We start from the raw sequence: 18,898 nt of genomic DNA on the forward strand, positions 1-18,898 counted from the left end.
CAGTCCTCAGCCTTTGTACGAATCGCAGAAAGCTTGCGCTTCAGCAACATCGAGGGTGCCTTCGTAAATCGCCCGGCCGGTGATGGCACCGATGATGCCTGGCGCCTTGGCGTCGAGCAGCGACTTGATGTCACCCAGATTGTGGATACCGCCGGACGCAATGACCGGGATCTTCGTCGCAGCAGCCAAAGCAGCGGTGTAAGAGACGTTGCAGCCCTGCATCATGCCGTCTTTGGCGATGTCGGTATAAACGATCGCGGACACGCCGTCGGCTTCGAATTGCCTGGCCAGGTCGATGACCTGCACGGTGCTGATTTCAGCCCAGCCGTCGGTGGCGACAAATCCGTCCTTGGCATCCAGGCCGACAATCACCTTGCCAGGGAACGCGCGGCAGGCTTCGGCGACGAAGGCCGGATCTTTCACGGCTTTAGTGCCGATGATCACGTAGCTCACGCCCGCTTTCACGTAGTGTTCGATGGTTTCCAGGGAACGGATACCGCCGCCGATCTGAATCGGCAGGTTCGGATAGCGCTTGGCGATAGCGGTGACCACTTCGCCGTTGACCGGCTGGCCTTCGAATGCGCCGTTCAGGTCGACCAGATGCAGACGACGGCAACCGCCCTCCACCCACTTGGCAGCCATGCTCACCGGGTCATCGGAGAACACTGTGGAATCTTCCATGCGGCCCTGGCGCAGACGAACACAGGCACCGTCTTTGAGATCGATAGCGGGAATAATCAGCATCTGGCAAACCTTCAAATTCGAGTGTTCAGCTTCGCTCGGAAATCAGTTTTTCTCGAGCGCCCACAGGTCGCTTTCGATGCTTTCGAACCTCTCTTTGAGGTGCGTCTGCACATCGAAAATCGCCCTGTTGTAATAGTGCGGAGCAATTTCGCGGGTAAACAGCTCAAGGATTTCAGCCGCTTCGAACGAACCCAGGTCCAGTTCGAAGCGATCTTCCATGAAGCGTTTGATCTTCTGGTTCGCCTCGTTCTCCTGTTCAGGAGTGAGGGTCAGGATCGGCGGCTTCTTCTTGACGGCCATTTACCAGCGACCATCCCACGCAGCGAAGTTCTGCAGCAATTGCAGGCCATGGGTATGGCTCTTCTCCGGGTGGAACTGCACGGCGAAACGCGAGCCATCGGCCAGCGCGGCGGCGAAATCGACCCCGTAATGACCGCTACCGACCACCTGCCGCGCATTGCCGGCAGCGATGTAGTAGCTGTGCACGAAGTAGAAACGCGCCAGGTCCGGAATGTTGTGCCACAGCGGGTGCGTTACCGTCTGCTTCACTTCGTTCCAGCCCATGTGCGGCACTTTCAGGTGCTCGCCGTCTTCGTGCAGATCCTTGCCGAAGAACTTCACCTGGCCCGGGAACAGGCCGATGCAATCGACGCCGTCATTCTCTTCGCTGCGGTCGAGCAAGGCTTGCATGCCCACGCAAATGCCGAGGAACGGACGGTCCTGGCTGACTTCACGCACCAGCGAATCGAAGCCCAGACGACGGATCTCTGCCATGCAATCGCGAATCGCGCCAACGCCGGGGAATACCACCCGGTCGGCTTCGCGAATCACGTCGGCATCGCTGGTGATCAAGACCTTGCCAGCTCCGACGTGCTCGAGGGCCTTGGCCACCGAGTGCAGGTTGCCCATGCCGTAATCGATAACCGCGACCGTCTGCATTACAGAACGCCTTTGGTCGAAGGCATTTGCCCGGCCATGCGGTCATCCAGCTCCACGGCCATGCGCAGCGCGCGGCCGAAAGCCTTGAACACGGTCTCGATCTGGTGGTGGGTGTTGTGCCCACGCAGATTGTCGATGTGCAGGGTGACGTTGGCGTGGTTGACGAAGCCCTGGAAAAACTCCTGGAACAGGTCAACGTCGAAGCCGCCGACGGTCGCGCGGGTATACGGAACATGCATCTGCAGGCCAGGACGGCCGGAGAAGTCGATCACCACACGCGACAGCGCTTCATCGAGCGGCACGTAGGCGTGGCCGTAGCGACGGATGCCTTTCTTGTCGCCGATGGCTTTGGTGAAGGCCTGACCCAGGGTGATACCGACGTCTTCCACCGTGTGGTGGTCGTCGATATGCAGGTCGCCCTTGCTGACAATATCCAGGTCGATCAGCCCGTGACGGGCGATCTGGTCCAGCATGTGCTCAAGAAAAGGCACACCGATATCAAATCGGGCCTTTCCGGTGCCATCCAGGTTGATCGAGGCTTTGATCTGGGTTTCCAGAGTGTCGCGCTCGACAGACGCCATACGTTCGGCCATCACCAGCTCCGCAAAAAATCATTGGGGCGAAAAAGGCAGCCATTATAGGGTCGCGGGCGCTAAACAGAAACACGGGAGGTGATATCACTGACGGAGTGAACCCCGTGCTGTCGGGGATAGACATGTCCATACAAGCATTTGGCTGGACCACAAACAAATGTGGGAGCGAGCCTGCTCGCGAAGGGGCCATGACATTCAACATCCCTGTCGACTGTCAGACCGCTATCGCGAGCAGGCTCGCTCCCACAAGGGTGATGCGTTTACTTAGTGAAACAGCACCGCCGTTTTCTGCAAGGTCACCCAAACACCCCACGCCAACGGAATCCCCACCACCAGCCACGCAGCCACCGCCAACGGCTTGGTGCCGGCATCCGCTTTCCACTCCAGCACAGTGCTGGCGTCAGCACCCTTGTCGTGGCCGAGCGCCTGTTCGGCGGCCAGCTCGGCGTCGGTCATGAAGTACTTGTCGGCCACCGGACGCACCAGCAGGTTGCAGATAAAACCCAGCACCAGCAGGCCCGCGAGGATGTACAAGGTGATGTCGTAAGCCGCGGCACGTTCAACGCCGATGCTCAGCTGATATTCACGCAGGTAGTTCACCAACACTGGCCCCAACACACCCGCCGCCGCCCACGCCGTCAACAAACGACCGTGGATCGCGCCGACCATTTGCGTACCGAACAAGTCCGCGAGATAGGCAGGAACAGTCGCAAAACCACCGCCGTACATCGACAGAATGATGCAGAACGCCGCCACGAACAGCGCAACGCTGCCCAGGTGACCGAGGTTCGGGATCAGCGCGTACAGGGCGAACCCCAGGGCGAAGAACACAAAGTAGGTGTTTTTGCGGCCCAGATAATCCGAGAACGAAGCCCAGAAAAACCGGCCACCAATGTTGAACAGGCTCAGCAAACCGGTGAAACCGGCAGCAATCGCAGCGATCGAAGCCAGTTGCGAAGCGTCCAGTTGACCGAACGTCAGGTCGTTGCCAAGCAATTTACCGGCGAACACTTCCTGCAACAGTGGCGAAGCCATGCCGAGGATGCCGATACCCGCCGAAACGTTCAGACACAGCACCAGCCATACCAGACGGAATTGCGGGGTCTTCCACGCCACATTCACATGCACATGACGGTGAGTGATCATCGCGTTCGAGGCTTTTTTCGCCGGAGCCGTCCAGCCTTCAGGCTTCCAGCCGGTTGGCGGAACGCGGTAGGACAGCGCACCACCGATCATGAACACGAAGTAGATCGCGGCCATCACCAGGAAGCTCTGCCATACACCCACGCTGGTTGGCGAAGCGAAATGCCCCATCAGGGCTGCAGCCAGTGGAGCACCGACCATCGCGCCGCCGCCGAACCCCATGATCGCCATGCCGGTTGCCATGCCGCGCTTGTCCGGGAACCACTTGATCAGGGTCGAGACCGGCGAGATGTAACCCAGCCCCAGGCCGATACCGCCAATGACCCCGGAGCCGATCCACATCAGCCAGATCTGGTGGGTATAGACCCCCAGCGCCGACATCAGCAGACCGCCACACCAGCACAGCGCCGACACAACACCTGCCTTGCGCGGACCTGCGTGTTCGAGCCAGCCGCCCCAGATCGCTGCCGAGCAGCCAAGGAAGATGAAGAACAGGGTATAAATCCAGCCGAGCATCGAGATCGGCCAGTCACATTGCGACGAAAAGACCTGGGCGATAAAGCTCATGTCCGGTGCGCAGGCCACGGCTTTGGTGACACCCAGGGCTTTGGACAGCGGCAGCCAGAACACCGAAAAGCCGTAGGCCATGCCGATGCACAGGTGGATGGCCAGAGCGGCCGGTGGTACAAGCCAGCGGTTGAAACCGGGCTTGGCGATGATGCGCTCCTTGGACAGGAACGCAGGCCGGTCGGCAAAGCCGTCCGCCGTGATGCTCGTAGTCATGGTGTTTCCCCCAATTATTAGTAGGGTTCGCCAGCCGCCCCTCACCCCCAGCCTTTATGCACGCAGACATGACTGTTTTTAGGTGAAGCTTCATTTTGGTGCGACATCACGTCGCAGAAGGACGGACGAACGGGCAGAGGTTACCATTTGCACGTGACAGAAAAACCAAACTGATATCACCTTTTGTATGTCATCTGATCTCGTACCACTGGATGAACATTGTTTTCACGGGGAATGGCTCCGTATAACTTCACAGGAATCTCCATGCCGATCATTGTCGAGCCGCTGAACCAGGCCACTTATCAGGATCAGCAAGATCTACAGAAGATCTACCACGACGCCCCGAACTGGCTGTTTGCGCCATTTGCAGCGGATAGCGAACTGATCGAAGCGTGCCTGCTGGACGGTTCGCTGATCGCCGGACGCTTCAATGATCGATTGCTGGGCGCAGCACGGCTGCAACGGCACCATGACACCTGGCATTTGTCCCATCTGTGCGTACGAAAAATCACCCGTCGTCGTGGTGTTGCCGAGCGCCTGGTGAGCGAAGCGCAGAAAATGGCGGCGCAATCGGGCGCGACATTGCGCCTGCTGGCGCCTGCCGGGCACCTCGAAGTCCAGGCGCTGGCGGCTAAGCTGAAGGTGCCGCTGGATGTGCTTCCGACGTGATCGTCTGACCGGTCTGCCACTTCGGAGCGCTATACTCCCCGGCTAAATTTCGAATTCGACTAATACAAGGACTCGCCCATGAAAGCGTTCGGCAAAATCCTGGGTCTGGTACTTCTCGGGCTGTTGCTGATCATTGTGGCGCTGGGCTTTGCCCTGACCCACCTCTTCGATCCCAACGACTATAAAGACGAGATTCGCCAGATTGCCCGCGACAAGGCCCACATCGAGCTGACGCTCAATGGCGATATCGGCTGGAGCCTGTTCCCTTGGCTGGGCCTGGAATTGCATGAAGCCAGTGTGGCAACCCTGGCCAAGCCCACCGAGCCGTTTGCTGACCTGCAGATGCTCGGTCTGTCGGTCCGTGTGATTCCGCTGCTGCGCCGCGAAGTGCAGATGAGCGATGTGCGCGTCGAAGGCCTGAACCTGCGCCTGAACCGCGACAAGGACGGCCACGGCAACTGGGAAGACATCGGCAAGGTGCCGGCGCCTGCCGCGCCAACAACCTCGACCACAACGCCCGCCACCACCGGCGAACCCGCGCCAACGACCACCGCCCAGGCAGAAAAACCGGCTCAGCCAGTCCGCCTGGACATCGACAGCCTGACCGTCAACAACGCCCGCGTTGAGTACAGCGATGAGAAAACCGGCAAGCAGTTCAGCGCCGAAAGCATCCAGCTGAGTACCGGCCCGGTACATGACTCGACCAACATCCCGGTCAAACTTACTGCGTTCCTCGGCACCAACCAACCGGTTCTGCGGGTGCGGACCGAGCTGGCCGGCGAGCTGCGTTTCGAGCGTGCGCTGCAACGCTACAAATTCGAAGACATGAAACTCTCCGGCGAAGTCTCTGGCGATCCGCTGGAAGGCAAGACCATGACCTTCGCCGCTCAAGGTCAGTTGCTGCTGGACAAGGCCGCCAACGTCGCCGAATGGACCGGCATCAAGATCTCCGCCAACCAGTTGCGCGCCCTGGGTGAGCTGAAAGCCAACGACCTCGACAAGACTCCGCAAATCAGCGGCGGCCTGTCGATTGCCCAATTCGATCTGGCGAAATTCGTCGACGGCATCGGCCAGAAACTGCCGGCGATGGCCGAAGGCAGCCTGAGCAAAATCGAACTGGTCAGCCAGGTTACCGGCACACCGACCAGCCTGTCGCTCGACAACCTCAACCTGAAACTCGACGACAGCACCTTCAGCGGCCGCATCGCCATCGAAGACTTCGCCAAGCAATCACTGCGGGCAACCCTCAAGGCTGACACCTTCAACGTCGACCGTTACCTGCCGCCGAAATCCGCCGAAGCCAACAGCGCCACACAGGTGCGCAAGGCCGAAGTGGCCAGCACCGAAGCCGATGCCCTGGCCGGCGCGGGCAGCACACCACTGCCGCCATCACCGACCAAAGGCCCGTGGAGCAGCGACCGTCTGTTCCCGGTGGAGCGCCTGAGCAAACTCGATGTGGACGCCGACCTGACCTTCGGCCAACTGACCCTCGACAAACTGCCGATCCAGAACGCCGTGCTCAAGGCTAACGGCCAGGGCGGCTTGCTGACCCTGGAGAACCTGCGCGGCGATCTGTACGACGGTGACTTCGAAGCCAAGGGCACCCTGGATGTGCGCCAGCAAGTGCCGGCGCTGAACGTGCAGACGCGCATCAGCAAAGTGCCTGTGGAAAAAATCCTCGAAAGCCAGGGGAAAAATCCGCCGGTCAAAGGCCTGGTCACGCTCAACAGTGCCCTGACAGGCAGCGGCAATAGCCAGAGCGCGCTGATCGACAGCCTCAATGGCAACGCCAGTTTCGTCATCAACAACGGTATGTTGCTCAATGCCAACCTTGAGCAACAACTGTGCAAAGGCATCGCCACCCTGAATCGCAAAACCCTCAGCGGCGAACCGCGGGGCAAGGACACCCCCTTCGAGGAGCTCAAGGGCAACCTGATTTTGCGCAACGGCGTGGCCAATAACCCGGACCTGAAAGTGCGCGTCCCAGGTATGACCGTCAACGGTAACGGTGACATCGACCTGCGGGTGCTGGGCATGGATTACCGCCTGGGCATCATCGTGGAAGGCGACAAAAGCGACATGCCGGACCCGGCCTGTCAGGTCGGCGAGAAATTCGTCGGCATCGAATGGCCGCTGCGCTGCCGTGGCCCGCTGGAGCTGGGCGCCAAAGCTTGCCGCCTCGACAACGAACGCATGGGCCAAGTCGCCAGCAAACTGGCCGGCGAGCGCATCAGCGAAAAAATCGACGAGAAGCTTGGCGATAAAGTCAGCCCGGAACTGAAAAACGCGCTCAAGGGGCTGTTCAAGCGATGAGAGCCGAGCAGTTTTCAACAGCCGTGCTGGATTGGTACGACCGCCACGGTCGCCATGACTTGCCGTGGCAACAGGGCATCACCCCTTACCGGGTGTGGGTCTCGGAAATCATGTTGCAGCAGACCCAGGTCAGCACCGTGCTGAACTACTTCGACCGGTTCATGGCCTCGCTGCCAACTGTCGAAGCCCTGGCCGCCGCGCCGGAAGACGAAGTGCTGCACCTGTGGACCGGCCTCGGTTACTACACCCGCGCGCGCAACCTGCAAAAGACCGCGAAGATTGTCGTCGCCGAACATGGCGGCGAGTTTCCCCGTGATGTGGAAAAACTCATCGAGCTGCCGGGTATCGGCCTGTCCACCGCCGGGGCGATTGCCAGCCTGAGCATGGGCATCCGCGCGCCGATCCTCGATGGCAACGTCAAACGGGTGCTGGCGCGCTTTACCGCGCAAGAGGGTTATCCGGGCGAGCCGAAGGTCGCCAAACAACTGTGGGCCAACGCAGAGCGCTTCACACCGCATGATCGGGTCAACGCCTACACCCAGGCGATGATGGATCTGGGCGCGACACTCTGCACCCGCAGCAAGCCGAGCTGCCTGCTTTGCCCGCTGGAAAAGGGCTGCGAAGCGCACATGCTCGGCCTGGAAACCCGCTACCCGATCCCCAAGCCACGCAAAGCCGTGCCACAGAAGCGCACGCTGATGCCGATGCTCGCCAACGGCGACGGCGCGATTCTGCTTTACCGACGCCCTTCCACGGGCCTGTGGGGCGGTCTCTGGAGCCTGCCGGAGCTCGATGACCTCGACGACCTGCAACATCTGGCTTCGCAGCACTCGCTGGAACTGGGCAGCCAGCAGGCACTGCCGAGCCTGGTGCACACCTTCAGCCACTTTCAGTTATCCATCGAACCCTGGCTGGTGCAGGTCCAGGAGGCCGGCCATCACGTGGCCGAGGCCGACTGGCTCTGGTATAACCTCGCCACCCCGCCGCGCCTGGGCCTTGCCGCCCCGGTCAAAACCTTGCTCGAACGCGCGGCCGCCGTATTGAACGCAGGAGAGTCGTCATGACCCGCACCATCATGTGCCGCAAGTACAAAGAAGAACTGCCCGCCCTGGAGCGCGCTCCATTTCCGGGTGCAAAAGGTCAGGACATTTTTGACCACGTCTCGGCCAAGGCCTGGGCCGACTGGCAGAAACACCAGACCCTGCTGATCAACGAAAAACGCCTGAACATGATGAACGCCGAAGACCGCAAATATCTTCAGGGCGAGATGGACAAGTTCTTTTCCGGCGAGGAATACGCCAAGGCTGAAGGCTACGTTCCACCTGCTCAATAATTGATCAAAATCCGGGGTCGGCACGTAAGCGACGGTAATAATTAAATATTTTTTGAAAACTTGCTTGACGACCCCCTGAAAAACCCGTTTAATGCGCCCCGTTGCCCAGATAGCTCAGTCGGTAGAGCAGGGGATTGAAAATCCCCGTGTCGGCGGTTCGATTCCGTCTCTGGGCACCAAATACCGAAAACCCTGAATCGCAAGATTCAGGGTTTTTTTATGCCTGCGATTTGATCGGACATCACGCAAGCCACCTCTCCTGACTAGTTTTCGCCGCCCCAGTGGAAAACCAGATTGCGAGCGGCACCACTGCCCACATCCGCTGTATTACGCCGCACCTCACCTTTATGCGTGGCGACAACGGTGTACTTGCCGGCAGGCAGTTGAACGTAAACCAGCGGCCCGGCCTGACTCAGCGTCAGCACGGTCTGCCCTGCGGCTTTCTGAATAACCAGGTCCACATCGGGAACGTATTCATCCTGAGGCCCGGTGGAGAAGGTCATGTGCAGGTTATAGCCCTTGGTTTGCTGAATGGCCTTAGCCTCGTCCTCTCCGATCCCCCCGGACAGGTAGGCAATCCCGTTTTGCTGTTGCTGTTGGACTTGCACGGCTGAACTGTCGATCGGCTCAAGGCTGGCGGCGTTAAGCGCGACCGGCAACATCAGCACGCCGACAGCGGCAAGGGGCAGCATGAATGAATGGACGTACTTCATGATGGCGACTCCCGGGGTTGCGCAGAACCCACTCGTTACTCCTTTTAGATTTGTTGCTGAACACTCAAGTTTTAGATCGATTCGGAATGGGGCTCACTGCGAATCGGACTACACGATTTGCTCCTCAAGTACGAGCTGTAGTCGGCAGCGTCCTGCAAAATGAATCCGGTATTTCCTGCCGACTCACCAGCAGCGCCCGGCATCGCTGACTATCGCTCTCTTGCCATTCTCTTCCGTCTGTTTCCTTCAACCGCGGAAGACGTCATGAGCCACCTCAAACCCGATAACACTCAAGATCCACAAATGGCTTCACTGCTCGGCAGTCTTGGCGAACTGATCCGCGAAGCGCGTCAGAAGGTGCTGCGAGCGGTCGATACCGTTCAGGTGCAAACCTGTTGGCAGATCGGGCGGCATATTGTGGAGTTCGAACAGGAAGGGGCTCGGCGGGCGGCTTATGGCAAGCAGCTGCTATCAACACTGGCCAAAGTCCTCACTTCCGAGTTTGGAAAAGGTTTTGACGAACGCAACCTGCGATACATGCGGGACTTTTATCAGACCTTTCCAATTTGGAACGCAGTGCGTTCCGAATTGAGCTGGACCCATTACCGCAGACTGCTGCGCGTCGACAACGAGAGCGCTCGCCACTGGTACATGAACGAATCAGCGCTCCAGAACTGGTCAAGTCGTGCCCTCGAGCGCCAGATCAACACCCTCTACTACGAACGTCTGCTGGCGAGCCGCGACCGGGCCGCCGTCAAACAGGAAGCCGCCACCAACATCCAGCAAATGAACGCCAGCCCTCGGGATTTCATCCGGGACCCGGTGCTGCTTGAGTTTCTCGGCCTGCCCAATGCAGGCCGGGTTCAGGAAAGCGATCTTGAGCAAGCACTGATCGATCAACTTCAGGGTTTTCTGCTCGAACTGGGCAAAGGCTTCGCCTTCATCGCTCGCCAGCAACGTATCAGTACCGACAGCAAAGACTTCTACATCGACCTGGTGTTCTACAACTACCTGCTCAAGTGCTTCGTCATTTTCGATCTCAAGCGCGGCGAACTGACCCACCAGGATGTCGGCCAGATGGACATGTATGTGCGCATGTACGACGACCTCAAGCGCGGACCGGAGGATGGCCCCACCGTCGGCCTCATTCTCTGCGCGCAAAAGGATGAATCGGTGGTGCGCTACTCAGTGCTGCAAGGCAACGAACAACTATTCGCCAGTACATACAGACTGGTGCTGCCGAGCGAGGAGGAACTCCGCGCAGAACTGGATCGGGAATGGGCGGTAGTTGAGGAGCGGTTACTCAAGCAGAGGCTCCGATAAGCACGGGTGGATTGTTCATAAACGGCGTGAAGACTATGGTGGATAGCTAGCCGAAAAGGTTAAGAGCCGATGAATTTGCAGGACATCCCCTCACTGGCCCCGACTCAACTCGAGTTGCCGTTGCCCACCCGCACACCCGGCGAATCCTTCAAGGAGCCCGCCGCCGACGGTTTCCTCCTTGGCGGCTTCACCTGGCAGCATACCCATCAAGACCCGACCCGTCCGGTAGTGATCATCAACGCCGCCACTTCAGTCCGTTGCCGACACTACTCGCGCTTCGCCGATTACCTGTTCGCCAACGGCTTAGACGTGATCACTTATGACTACCGTGGCATTGGCGAGTCGCGCCCCGCATCGCTGAAAGGGCTTGAGGCTTCATGGTCTGACTGGGGCGCGCTGGATTTCGAGGCGATGTTGCAAAGGGCGCAACGTGAGTTTGCACAACAACCCATCAATGTCGTCGGCCACAGCTTCGGCGGCTGTGCTGCGGGGCTGGGCGCTTCCGGGCATGTGATCCGACGCTTGGTGACGGTGGGCGCGCAGTTCGCTTACTGGCGCGACTACGCCCCTGCCCATCGTTGGCGGATGCTTGCCAAATGGCACGTGATGATGCCGCTGATCACGATGCTTTGCGGCTACTTCCCGGGCAGACGCCTGGGCTGGCTCGAAGACACCCCTGCCGGCGTGGTTCGCGATTGGAGCATGCCCAGCGCCCGATATGAAAAACGCCCCAGCGGTCGTCTCATGCACGCCAGAACCGGTCAGCTCCCCTTCTCCAAGGTCAGCGCACAAACCCTGGCCATCAGCCTCAGCGACGACCCCTACGGCACGACTCCAGCCATCGAGCGCCTGCTTGACTACTTCACCGGCAGTACAAATACCCACTTGAGAATCACGCCTGAGGACATCGGCGAAGAAGAAGTCGGACATTTCGCCTTTTTTCGCAGCGCATACCAAGCCACACTATGGCCCATTGCATTGTCCTGGCTGCAGACCGGCGAGCTGGCCCCCGACACACCCGGGCGGCGAGTGCCACGCAGCTGATTGATGCGCCCTCTCAACGAATTACGGAACGACACCCATGGCCTCCGCCAACAAGCAGAACAAACGCGCCTCCCGCGCCAAAGCCAAGGCCAAGCAGAACCGCACCCAGCGGGCCGCCGCGCCGGTCGAGCTGGACCCGAACGACGATCGCATCGACTTCGAATCAGTGGACCTGACCGAGCTGTTCAAAAAAATGATCGACGCCGAAAAGTCCAGCCAGCAGGCAATGTGCACAGCCTTCCTTGAAGACCCGCTGCTGGAGCTGGTGTACGAACAGGAAGGCGAAGAGGGTGCGATGGACTTCATCCTTGCGGCGCTCATCGAGTACCGTCAATGGTCCACCGAGACCGACGAAGCCGGCGCCCTGGCGTGGATCGAATCCCCGGCCTTCCAGGCTGATTACGTGGCGGCGTCCGACGCCATCGCGACCCAAACCCAACAGAAAACCCACTGAGTTCCCATGGCATCCCTGAACAAGCAGCAGAAACGCGCCAAACGTGCAAAAGCCAAAGCCAAGCAAATCCGCATGGTCGGCAGAAAACCCGCCGATCTGAACGATGACCTGGGTGAGATCGGCGAACCGATCCCGGAATACACCCTGGCGATGTTCAGCAAAATGCGTGACGCCGAAGCCACCAGCCGCAACGACATGCTGTTGACCTTGCTGTCGAACCTTGCCGGAATCATCAGCGACCACCCAGAACTGCTGGACATGGAAAACGCCGACAACGAAGCCATGGCCGCCACGCATCTGGCCGCCGACATGCTGATCGACTACCGCATGTGGGCCGATGGCATGGACCGCGACGCCGCCCAGGCCTGGCTGACCGATCCGCAATTCATCACCGACTTCGGCGATGCGCTGGACAGTTATCGTCAGTCACTGGATGCGCTGGAAGAAAAGGGCGAGTAAACACCCCTCCCCTTCAGAACCAAAAACGGCCGCGTGTCATCACTGACAGCGGCCGTTTTGCGTTACGCGGTACGAATCAGTTCAGCACCACCGCACCCACCTTCTGCAGCTTGCGACGACGAGCCACAATCAAACCGGCCGCTACCACCAACACACTCAGCAGACCCGTCGCGAGGATCTCCACGCGATGCGCTTCCTGGAACAGCATGATGGTCAGGGCCGCGACGATGAATACGATCACCGCGTAGGTCAGGCCCGGGAACAGCCACATGCTGAAGGCGATTTTTTCGCCGCGAGCCATACGCTGTTTGCGCATACGCAGTTGCGAAAAGGCGATCACCAGATACACCAGCAACGCGATGGCGCCAGAGCTGGCCAACAGGAATTCGAACACCGCAGCCGGGGCCACGTAGTTGGCGAATACGGCAACAAACGCAGCCGCGGTCGACAGCATCACAGCCCAGTAAGGCGTGCCGCTCTTGTTGGTGCGCTGGGAAACGGCCGGCGCGTCGCCACGCTTGCCCAACGAGAACATCATGCGCGAAGCGGTGTAGAGCGCCGAGTTCAGGCAGCTGGTGACCGCAACCAGCACCACGATATCGACGATCAGCTTGGCATTCGGGATACCCATGCGCTCGAGCACGGTCTGGTAGGAACCGACACTGGCGAGAATCGGGTCGTTCCATGGCACCAAGGCCACCACGATGAAGATGGAGACGAGGTAGAACAAACCAATCCGCCAGATGACCGAGTTGGTAGCCTTGGAAATCTGCTGGCCAGGGTTCTTCGATTCCGCGGCCGCGATGGTCACGATCTCAGTACCCATGAAGGAAAACATGGTGGTCAGAATGGCGCCCAGCACGGCGCCCATACCGTTTGGCAGAAAGCCTTGAGTGTCAAACAAATGCGACACACCGCTGACCTGGCTGGAGGGCAGGAAGCCAAAGATCGCCAGAATGCCAAGACCGATAAAGCCGATGATCGCGACGACTTTGACCAAGGCGAACCAGAACTCAAACTCTCCATAGTTCTTCACGCTGAACAGGTTGGTCACCGTCAGCAGCAACGTGATGATCAAGGTGAAGGCCCAGATCGCCACATTCGGGAACCAGGCATGCAGGATGGTTGCGGCAGCATTAGCCTCCAGCGGGATCACCAACACCCAGAACCACCAGTAGAGCCAGCCGATGGTGAAACCGGCCCAGTGACCGATTGCACGATCGGCGTACGTCGAGAAGGAGCCTGTGTCTGGCGATGCAACGGCCATCTCGCCGAGCATACGCATGACCAGAACCACCAGCGCACCGGCGGCAGCATAGGCCAACAGCACGGCCGGGCCTGCAGCGGCGATGGCGTGGCCGGAGCCGACGAACAGCCCGGCGCCGATTACCCCGGCGATCGACAGCATGGTCACATGACGCGGTTTAAGCCCCTGTTCGAGGCCATTGGAGCTTTGCGTACTGCTCATTGAAACTACCTTTGCCTGGAAATCGATTCAGTCCACCCCGCCTGAAAATCCCTTCTCGTAAAAAGAATCCAACAGAGTGTTCCTTATTCTGCACGCAATAATTGCGCCAAAATGTTTCACATCCCCGGTATACGCGGCCTGAGCGCCGACGGAGCGTTTATCGCAAGTCATTGAGATTAATGGCATTTAGCCAGAGCGTTACCTTGCCACCCACTTCAGGAACGAATCTGCGCACCAGAAACACACTAAAAAAGGCAAGCACGCACAATAAAAGTGCAGATCAGGAACGTTTGGCCGGTTAGCGCTTCCAACACCCCGCCAAAGCTGGCAACATCGCGCCTTTTTTTACGCGACAGCCGTGCCGAAGCGTGTTCAAACGGCTGTTCGGTTGTTGATGGGGCGACAGTCTGCTGTGTCGATGCGACAACCTGCCACATGCCATCCGTTTACCGCCCGTAGCGCTGTTGGCTGCCATTCGAACGCTATGCTAGCTTGGCCGCCTCGCCAGGAAGGCTGCCAACAGCAGGAGCGCAACACACTATGAGGAACGCACATGGCTGAGGCCACGCCCGCGCTTGAAATCCGCAACTTGCACAAACGCTACGGACAGCTTGAGGTGCTCAAAGGCATCTCGCTGACCGCCCGCGACGGCGACGTGATCTCGATCCTCGGCTCCTCCGGTTCCGGCAAGTCCACGTTCCTGCGTTGCATCAACCTGCTGGAGAACCCGCACCAGGGCCAGATCCTGGTGGCTGGCGAAGAACTCAAGCTCAAGTCCGCCAAGAATGGCGAACTGGTCGCTGCCGACGGCAAGCAGATCAATCGCCTGCGCAGCGAGATCGGTTTTGTATTTCAAAACTTTAATCTCTGGCCGCACATGAGCGTGCTCGACAACATCATCGAAGCCCCGCGCCGCGTGCTCGGCCAGAGCAAGGCCGAGGCCATCGAAGTCGCCGAAGCCTTGCTGGCCAAGGTCGGCATCGCTGACAAGCGCCACGCCTACCCGGCGCAACTCTCCGGCGGCCAGCAGCAACGCGCGGCCATCGCCCGCACCCTGGCGATGCAACCCAAGGTGATCCTGTTCGACGAGCCCACCTCCGCCCTTGACCCGGAAATGGTCCAGGAAGTACTTAATGTCATCCGCGCGCTGGCCGAAGAAGGCCGCACCATGCTGCTCGTGACCCACGAAATGGGCTTCGCCCGTCAGGTTTCCAGCGAAGTGGTGTTCCTCCACCAGGGCCTGGTAGAAGAACAAGGATCGCCGCAGCAGGTGTTCGAAAACCCGCTTTCGGCGCGCTGCAAACAATTCATGTCCAGCAACCGCTAACGGAGCTACCCGCATGCAGAACTACAAAAAAATCTTCCTGGCCGCAGCCGCCACCCTGGCCTTCAGCGCCGGTGCCGCCGCCGAGACCTTGAAGATGGGCATCGAAGCGGCCTACCCACCGTTCAACAACAAAGATGCCAGCGGCAATGTCGTCGGCTTCGACAAAGACATCGGCGACGCCTTGTGCGCCAAGATGAAAGTCGAGTGCACCGTGGTCACCTCCGATTGGGACGGCATCATCCCGGCCCTGAACGCCAAGAAGTTCGACTTCCTGATCTCCTCGATGTCGATCACCGACGAGCGCAAGCAAGCGGTGGACTTCACCGCACCGTACTACTCCAACAAACTGCAGTTCATCGCCAAAAAAGACGTCGACTTCAAAACCGACAAGGCTTCGTTGCAAGGCAAGGTAATCGGCGCCCAACGCGCGACCCTGGCCGGCACTTGGCTGGAAGACAACATGAAAGGCGTCGAAGTCAAACTCTACGATACCCAGGAAAACGCCTACCTGGACCTGACTTCCGGTCGTCTGGACGGCATCCTGGCCGACAAATATGTCAACTATGAGTGGCTGAAAAGCGACGCCGGCCGTGCTTACGAATTCAAGGGCGACCCGGTGGAAGAAAGCGACAAGATCGGTATCGCCGTTCGCAAGAACGACCCGATCCGCGAGAAGCTGAACGCTGCGCTGAAAGAAATCGTCGCTGACGGCACCTACAAGAAGATCAACGACAAGTACTTCCCGTTCAGCATCTATTGATTCTGACCTGCCTGACCGGCGCCGCTCGCTAACGGCGCCAGTCCTTGGCATTGCCTGCCGCGATTTGAAAAGAAATCCATGATTATCGACCTCTACGGATTCGGCCCGGCGCTCGCCGCTGGCGCGCTGATGACAGTGAAACTGGCACTCTCGGCCTTGTGCCTGGGGCTGGTGCTCGGTCTGCTCGGCGCCTTGGCCAAGACTTCCCCGTACAAGCCGCTGCAATGGCTTGGCGGCACTTATTCAACGCTGGTTCGCGGCATCCCGGAATTGCTCTGGGTGCTGTTGATCTACTTCGGTACGGTCAACCTGATGCGTGCGCTGGGTGAGTTTTTCGGCAATCCCGACCTCGAACTCAACGCCTTCGCCGCTGGCGTAATTGCACTGGGGCTATGCTTCGGCGCTTACGCCACGGAAGTGTTTCGCGGTGCAATTCTGGCCATCCCCAAAGGTCACCGTGAGGCCGGCGTGGCCCTGGGCCTGTCGAAGTTCCGCATCTTCACCAAGCTGATCATGCCGCAGATGTGGCGCATTGCCCTGCCGGGCCTGGGCAATCTGTTCATGATCCTGATGAAAGACACCGCGCTGGTATCCGTCATCGGCCTGGAAGAAATCATGCGTCACGCACAAATCGGCGTGACCGTGTCCAAGCAACCGTTCACCTTTTATATGGTGGCCGCCTTCATGTACCTGGGCCTGACCATTCTGGCCATGACCGGCATGCACTTCATGGAACGACGTGCCGCTCGCGGCTTTGCGAGGAGCAGCCAATGAATTGGGAAGTCATCATCAAGTGGCTGCCAAAACTGGCTCAGGGCGCGACGCTGACCCTGGAACTGGTGGCCATCGCCGTGATTGCCGGGTTGCTGCTGGCAATTCCGCTGGGCATCGCTCGCTCATCGCGGCTCTGGTATGTACGGGCATTCCCCTACGGCTACATCTTCTTTTTCCGTGGCACGCCGTTGCTGGTTCAGCTGTTCCTGGTCTACTACGGCCTGGCGCAATTCGACGCAGTGCGTAACAGTTCGATGTGGCCGTACCTGCGCGATCCGTTCTGGTGCGCCACCGCAACCATGACCTTGCACACCGCCGCCTACATCGCCGAGATCCTGCGCGGCGCGATCCAGGCGATTCCACCGGGCGAGATCGAAGCGGCGCGGGCGCTGGGCATGTCCCGGGCCAAAGCACTGTTCTACATCATGCTGCCGCGTGCTGCGCGCATCGGCCTGCCAGCGTATAGCAACGAAGTGATTCTGATGCTCAAGGCCAGCGCCCTGGCCAGCACCGTGACGCTGCTGGAACTGACCGGCATGGCCCGCACCATCATTGCCCGCACCTACCTGCCGGTGGAGATCTTCTTCGCCGCGGGCATGTTCTATCTGCTGATGGCTTACGTGCTGGTGCGCGGCTTCAAGCTGCTGGAGCGCTGGCTGCGCGTCGATGCCTGCCAAGGGCGTTGATGCCTGCGTGCTGACGGGCGAGACCCTGCTCGCCCGCTTCGCTGCGCTGGATGCTTTTCTGATTGAGCATCAGGCGTTGTGGAAGCCCCGACCGTTTACCCATCTGCAACTGCCCTGGGAAGCGTCCTACCCGGAGTTGGCGCTCTGGCTACGCGGGCGGTCGCTGGAAGATGCGGAAAACAGTCATAACCAGCCTGGCTGGCTCGATGCGCCGGAGCCGTTTGCTTCATTGGCAGCGATGTCTCTTGAGCTGAGTGCGGTGGGTGAGTTACCGGTTCGCGCACTCGAAGCGGCGGGCCATCGGTTGAATGTGGATGTGCCGGGGCGCAAGTGGCAGCAGATTGAAGCATTCGCCGGTTGCTTGCAGTTTGCCCGTGCACCGACGCATTGGCTGGACTGGTGTTCGGGCAAAGGGCACTTGGGGCGACGCCTGCTGCAAACCGGTCAACAACTGACCTGCCTGGAATACGACCCGGCGCTGGTCGTCAGCGGCCAGGCCCTGAGCCAGCGTCATCAGTTGCATGCGCTGCATGTCGAACAGGATGTACTCGCGCCTGGCGCAGCCTCTTTATTGAACGCCGATCACACACCGGTCGCGCTGCATGCCTGCGGAGATCTGCACGTGCGGCTGATCCAGCTCGCCAGTGCCGCCGGTTGCAAACAACTGGCTATCGCCCCTTGCTGCTACAACCGGATCAGTCAGAACACCTATCAGCCGCTTTCCCCTGCGGCTGAGCGCTCCGACCTACACCTGGCCCTCGATGATCTTGCGCTGCCGATGAGCGAAACCGTCACCGCCGGCGCTCGCGTCCGACGCCAGCGCGACACCTCCATGGCCCGGCGCCTGGGGTTCGACCTGCTACAACGGCAACTGCGCGGTGTCGACGAATACCTGCCCACCCCTTCCCTGCCCAGCGCCTGGCTGGACAAACCCTTCGCCGATTACTGCCGCGATCTGGCCGCCCTCAAAGATTTATCCACAGTCGGCACGCCAGATTGGACCGAACTGGAAGCCGCCGGTTGGCAGCGATTGGCCAAAGTGCGCAACCTGGAGCTACTGCGAGGCCTTTTCCGACGGCCGCTGGAGCTGTGGCTGGTACTCGATCGGGCACTTTTCCTCATTGAGCAGGGTTATATCGTTCGTCTCGGCACCTTCTGTGAAACCCCGCTCACACCACGCAATTTCCTGCTCCTGGCAGAACGCCCTTAAACAGCCGCAGCCTGTGGATAACTCTGTTGATGGAATTTTCGTGGATCCAATATCCACGTTGTTTTACGCCTAAAACACTACTGGTCATTTTTTGTTCACAAAAATAAAAAACCCATAAAACAGGCATTTGCGGACAAATGAGAACGAGTCCACAAAAGTGCAA

General features: G+C 59.5%; 20 protein-coding genes and 1 tRNA gene. 14 read left to right on the forward strand and 7 right to left on the reverse strand.

From position 1 onward, the window contains the following. Positions 1–6 precede the first annotated feature (6 nt). The 5 genes from hisA to J3D54_RS06645 all read right to left on the reverse strand — a co-directional run bounded on the left by hisA (position 7) and on the right by J3D54_RS06645 (position 4,202). Entirely contained in the window at positions 7–744 is a 738-nt protein-coding gene (gene hisA, locus J3D54_RS06625) for a 1-(5-phosphoribosyl)-5-[(5-phosphoribosylamino)methylideneamino]imidazole-4-carboxamide isomerase (RefSeq protein WP_007939449.1), read from the reverse strand. Positions 745–786: 42 nt separating this feature from the next. Continuing rightward, a complete protein-coding gene (locus tag J3D54_RS06630) occupies positions 787–1,044 on the reverse strand; it encodes a DUF2164 domain-containing protein (RefSeq protein ID WP_050682512.1) in 258 nt (85 codons plus the stop codon). After that, the gene (hisH, locus tag J3D54_RS06635; RefSeq protein WP_253417208.1) at positions 1,045–1,683 is read right to left on the reverse strand and encodes an imidazole glycerol phosphate synthase subunit HisH; all 639 of its coding nucleotides are present in this window, start codon (positions 1,681–1,683) and stop codon (positions 1,045–1,047) included. Further along, complete coding sequence (hisB, locus tag J3D54_RS06640) at positions 1,683–2,276, reverse strand: imidazoleglycerol-phosphate dehydratase HisB (protein WP_007939452.1); 594 nt, start codon at positions 2,274–2,276, stop codon at positions 1,683–1,685. Before hisB ends, hisH begins: the two co-directional genes overlap by 1 nt. Before the next feature lie 264 nt (positions 2,277–2,540). Continuing rightward, complete coding sequence (locus tag J3D54_RS06645; protein WP_253417209.1) at positions 2,541–4,202, reverse strand: OFA family MFS transporter; 1,662 nt, start codon at positions 4,200–4,202, stop codon at positions 2,541–2,543. A 264-nt stretch (positions 4,203–4,466) separates the two neighbouring features. On the opposite strand from J3D54_RS06645, the gene J3D54_RS06650 reads away from it, so the two are divergent. From J3D54_RS06650 to J3D54_RS06670, 5 genes are all read left to right on the forward strand, one after another. Continuing rightward, positions 4,467–4,871 (forward strand): acetyl-CoA sensor PanZ family protein, encoded by a 405-nt coding sequence (locus tag J3D54_RS06650; protein WP_253417210.1) that lies wholly within the window; start codon positions 4,467–4,469, stop codon positions 4,869–4,871. A gap of 78 nt (positions 4,872–4,949) precedes the next feature. Then, entirely contained in the window at positions 4,950–7,184 is a 2,235-nt protein-coding gene (locus tag J3D54_RS06655; RefSeq protein WP_253417211.1) for an AsmA family protein, read from the forward strand. After that, the gene (gene mutY / locus J3D54_RS06660; RefSeq protein WP_253417212.1) at positions 7,181–8,248 is read left to right on the forward strand and encodes an A/G-specific adenine glycosylase; all 1,068 of its coding nucleotides are present in this window, start codon (positions 7,181–7,183) and stop codon (positions 8,246–8,248) included. The genes J3D54_RS06655 and mutY overlap by 4 nt, the downstream gene beginning before the upstream one ends. Then, positions 8,245–8,517, forward strand: a complete 273-nt coding sequence (locus J3D54_RS06665; protein WP_007939458.1) for an oxidative damage protection protein — start codon at positions 8,245–8,247, stop codon at positions 8,515–8,517. Before mutY ends, J3D54_RS06665 begins: the two co-directional genes overlap by 4 nt. Before the next feature lie 103 nt (positions 8,518–8,620). Then, a tRNA-Phe gene (locus J3D54_RS06670) sits at positions 8,621–8,696 on the forward strand. A gap of 84 nt (positions 8,697–8,780) precedes the next feature. On the opposite strand, the gene J3D54_RS06675 is transcribed toward J3D54_RS06670, so the two are convergent. Further along, entirely contained in the window at positions 8,781–9,230 is a 450-nt protein-coding gene (locus J3D54_RS06675; RefSeq protein ID WP_253417213.1) for a carboxypeptidase regulatory-like domain-containing protein, read from the reverse strand. A 264-nt stretch (positions 9,231–9,494) separates the two neighbouring features. Here J3D54_RS06675 and J3D54_RS06680 point away from each other — a divergent pair, with 264 nt between their 5' ends. The 4 genes from J3D54_RS06680 (at position 9,495) to J3D54_RS06695 (ending at position 12,510) form a co-directional block, all read left to right on the forward strand. After that, positions 9,495–10,553 (forward strand): YhcG family protein, encoded by a 1,059-nt coding sequence (locus J3D54_RS06680; protein ID WP_253417214.1) that lies wholly within the window; start codon positions 9,495–9,497, stop codon positions 10,551–10,553. 69 nt (positions 10,554–10,622) lie between these two features. After that, a complete protein-coding gene (locus J3D54_RS06685) occupies positions 10,623–11,597 on the forward strand; it encodes an alpha/beta fold hydrolase (RefSeq protein ID WP_253417215.1) in 975 nt (324 codons plus the stop codon). 37 nt (positions 11,598–11,634) lie between these two features. Further along, a complete protein-coding gene (locus tag J3D54_RS06690; protein WP_253417216.1) occupies positions 11,635–12,051 on the forward strand; it encodes a hypothetical protein in 417 nt (138 codons plus the stop codon). A gap of 6 nt (positions 12,052–12,057) precedes the next feature. Beyond that, positions 12,058–12,510, forward strand: a complete 453-nt coding sequence (locus J3D54_RS06695; protein ID WP_253417217.1) for a hypothetical protein — start codon at positions 12,058–12,060, stop codon at positions 12,508–12,510. A gap of 76 nt (positions 12,511–12,586) precedes the next feature. Here the strand turns inward: J3D54_RS06695 and gabP are convergent, their stop codons facing one another. Continuing rightward, positions 12,587–13,978 (reverse strand): GABA permease, encoded by a 1,392-nt coding sequence (gene gabP, locus J3D54_RS06700; RefSeq protein WP_253417218.1) that lies wholly within the window; start codon positions 13,976–13,978, stop codon positions 12,587–12,589. Positions 13,979–14,531: 553 nt separating this feature from the next. Between gabP and J3D54_RS06705 the strand changes: the two genes are divergently transcribed. From J3D54_RS06705 to J3D54_RS06725, 5 genes are all read left to right on the forward strand, one after another. Next, entirely contained in the window at positions 14,532–15,305 is a 774-nt protein-coding gene (locus J3D54_RS06705; protein ID WP_019651465.1) for an ABC transporter ATP-binding protein, read from the forward strand. Between the two features lie 13 nt (positions 15,306–15,318). Further along, entirely contained in the window at positions 15,319–16,065 is a 747-nt protein-coding gene (locus J3D54_RS06710; protein WP_253417219.1) for an ABC transporter substrate-binding protein, read from the forward strand. Positions 16,066–16,143: 78 nt separating this feature from the next. Next, a complete protein-coding gene (locus J3D54_RS06715; protein WP_253417220.1) occupies positions 16,144–16,839 on the forward strand; it encodes an ABC transporter permease in 696 nt (231 codons plus the stop codon). Continuing rightward, positions 16,836–17,525: an ABC transporter permease gene (locus J3D54_RS06720; protein WP_007897471.1), complete on the forward strand. Its 690-nt coding sequence runs from the start codon at positions 16,836–16,838 to the stop codon at positions 17,523–17,525. The genes J3D54_RS06715 and J3D54_RS06720 overlap by 4 nt, the downstream gene beginning before the upstream one ends. Continuing rightward, positions 17,506–18,735 (forward strand): methyltransferase, encoded by a 1,230-nt coding sequence (locus J3D54_RS06725; protein ID WP_253417221.1) that lies wholly within the window; start codon positions 17,506–17,508, stop codon positions 18,733–18,735. Before J3D54_RS06720 ends, J3D54_RS06725 begins: the two co-directional genes overlap by 20 nt. The last annotated feature ends 163 nt before the right edge of the window (positions 18,736–18,898 follow it).

The organism is Pseudomonas sp. GGS8 (assembly GCF_024168645.1).
Lineage (GTDB): Bacteria > Pseudomonadota > Gammaproteobacteria > Pseudomonadales > Pseudomonadaceae > Aquipseudomonas.

What these genes read in the sequence shown, in the direction of transcription:
- hisA (WP_007939449.1), bottom strand. Translation starts at nt 744, where the DNA reads ATGCTGATTATTCCCGCTATCGATCTCAAAGACGGTGCCTGTGTTCGT.
- J3D54_RS06630 (WP_050682512.1), bottom strand. Translation starts at nt 1,044, where the DNA reads ATGGCCGTCAAGAAGAAGCCGCCGATCCTGACCCTCACTCCTGAACAG.
- hisH (WP_253417208.1), bottom strand. Translation starts at nt 1,683, where the DNA reads ATGCAGACGGTCGCGGTTATCGATTACGGCATGGGCAACCTGCACTCG.
- hisB (WP_007939452.1), bottom strand. Translation starts at nt 2,276, where the DNA reads ATGGCCGAACGTATGGCGTCTGTCGAGCGCGACACTCTGGAAACCCAG.
- J3D54_RS06645 (WP_253417209.1), bottom strand. Translation starts at nt 4,202, where the DNA reads ATGACTACGAGCATCACGGCGGACGGCTTTGCCGACCGGCCTGCGTTC.
- J3D54_RS06650 (WP_253417210.1), top strand. Translation starts at nt 4,467, where the DNA reads ATGCCGATCATTGTCGAGCCGCTGAACCAGGCCACTTATCAGGATCAG.
- J3D54_RS06655 (WP_253417211.1), top strand. Translation starts at nt 4,950, where the DNA reads ATGAAAGCGTTCGGCAAAATCCTGGGTCTGGTACTTCTCGGGCTGTTG.
- mutY (WP_253417212.1), top strand. Translation starts at nt 7,181, where the DNA reads ATGAGAGCCGAGCAGTTTTCAACAGCCGTGCTGGATTGGTACGACCGC.
- J3D54_RS06665 (WP_007939458.1), top strand. Translation starts at nt 8,245, where the DNA reads ATGACCCGCACCATCATGTGCCGCAAGTACAAAGAAGAACTGCCCGCC.
- J3D54_RS06675 (WP_253417213.1), bottom strand. Translation starts at nt 9,230, where the DNA reads ATGAAGTACGTCCATTCATTCATGCTGCCCCTTGCCGCTGTCGGCGTG.
- J3D54_RS06680 (WP_253417214.1), top strand. Translation starts at nt 9,495, where the DNA reads ATGAGCCACCTCAAACCCGATAACACTCAAGATCCACAAATGGCTTCA.
- J3D54_RS06685 (WP_253417215.1), top strand. Translation starts at nt 10,623, where the DNA reads ATGAATTTGCAGGACATCCCCTCACTGGCCCCGACTCAACTCGAGTTG.
- J3D54_RS06690 (WP_253417216.1), top strand. Translation starts at nt 11,635, where the DNA reads ATGGCCTCCGCCAACAAGCAGAACAAACGCGCCTCCCGCGCCAAAGCC.
- J3D54_RS06695 (WP_253417217.1), top strand. Translation starts at nt 12,058, where the DNA reads ATGGCATCCCTGAACAAGCAGCAGAAACGCGCCAAACGTGCAAAAGCC.
- gabP (WP_253417218.1), bottom strand. Translation starts at nt 13,978, where the DNA reads ATGAGCAGTACGCAAAGCTCCAATGGCCTCGAACAGGGGCTTAAACCG.
- J3D54_RS06705 (WP_019651465.1), top strand. Translation starts at nt 14,532, where the DNA reads ATGGCTGAGGCCACGCCCGCGCTTGAAATCCGCAACTTGCACAAACGC.
- J3D54_RS06710 (WP_253417219.1), top strand. Translation starts at nt 15,319, where the DNA reads ATGCAGAACTACAAAAAAATCTTCCTGGCCGCAGCCGCCACCCTGGCC.
- J3D54_RS06715 (WP_253417220.1), top strand. Translation starts at nt 16,144, where the DNA reads ATGATTATCGACCTCTACGGATTCGGCCCGGCGCTCGCCGCTGGCGCG.
- J3D54_RS06720 (WP_007897471.1), top strand. Translation starts at nt 16,836, where the DNA reads ATGAATTGGGAAGTCATCATCAAGTGGCTGCCAAAACTGGCTCAGGGC.
- J3D54_RS06725 (WP_253417221.1), top strand. Translation starts at nt 17,506, where the DNA reads ATGCCTGCCAAGGGCGTTGATGCCTGCGTGCTGACGGGCGAGACCCTG.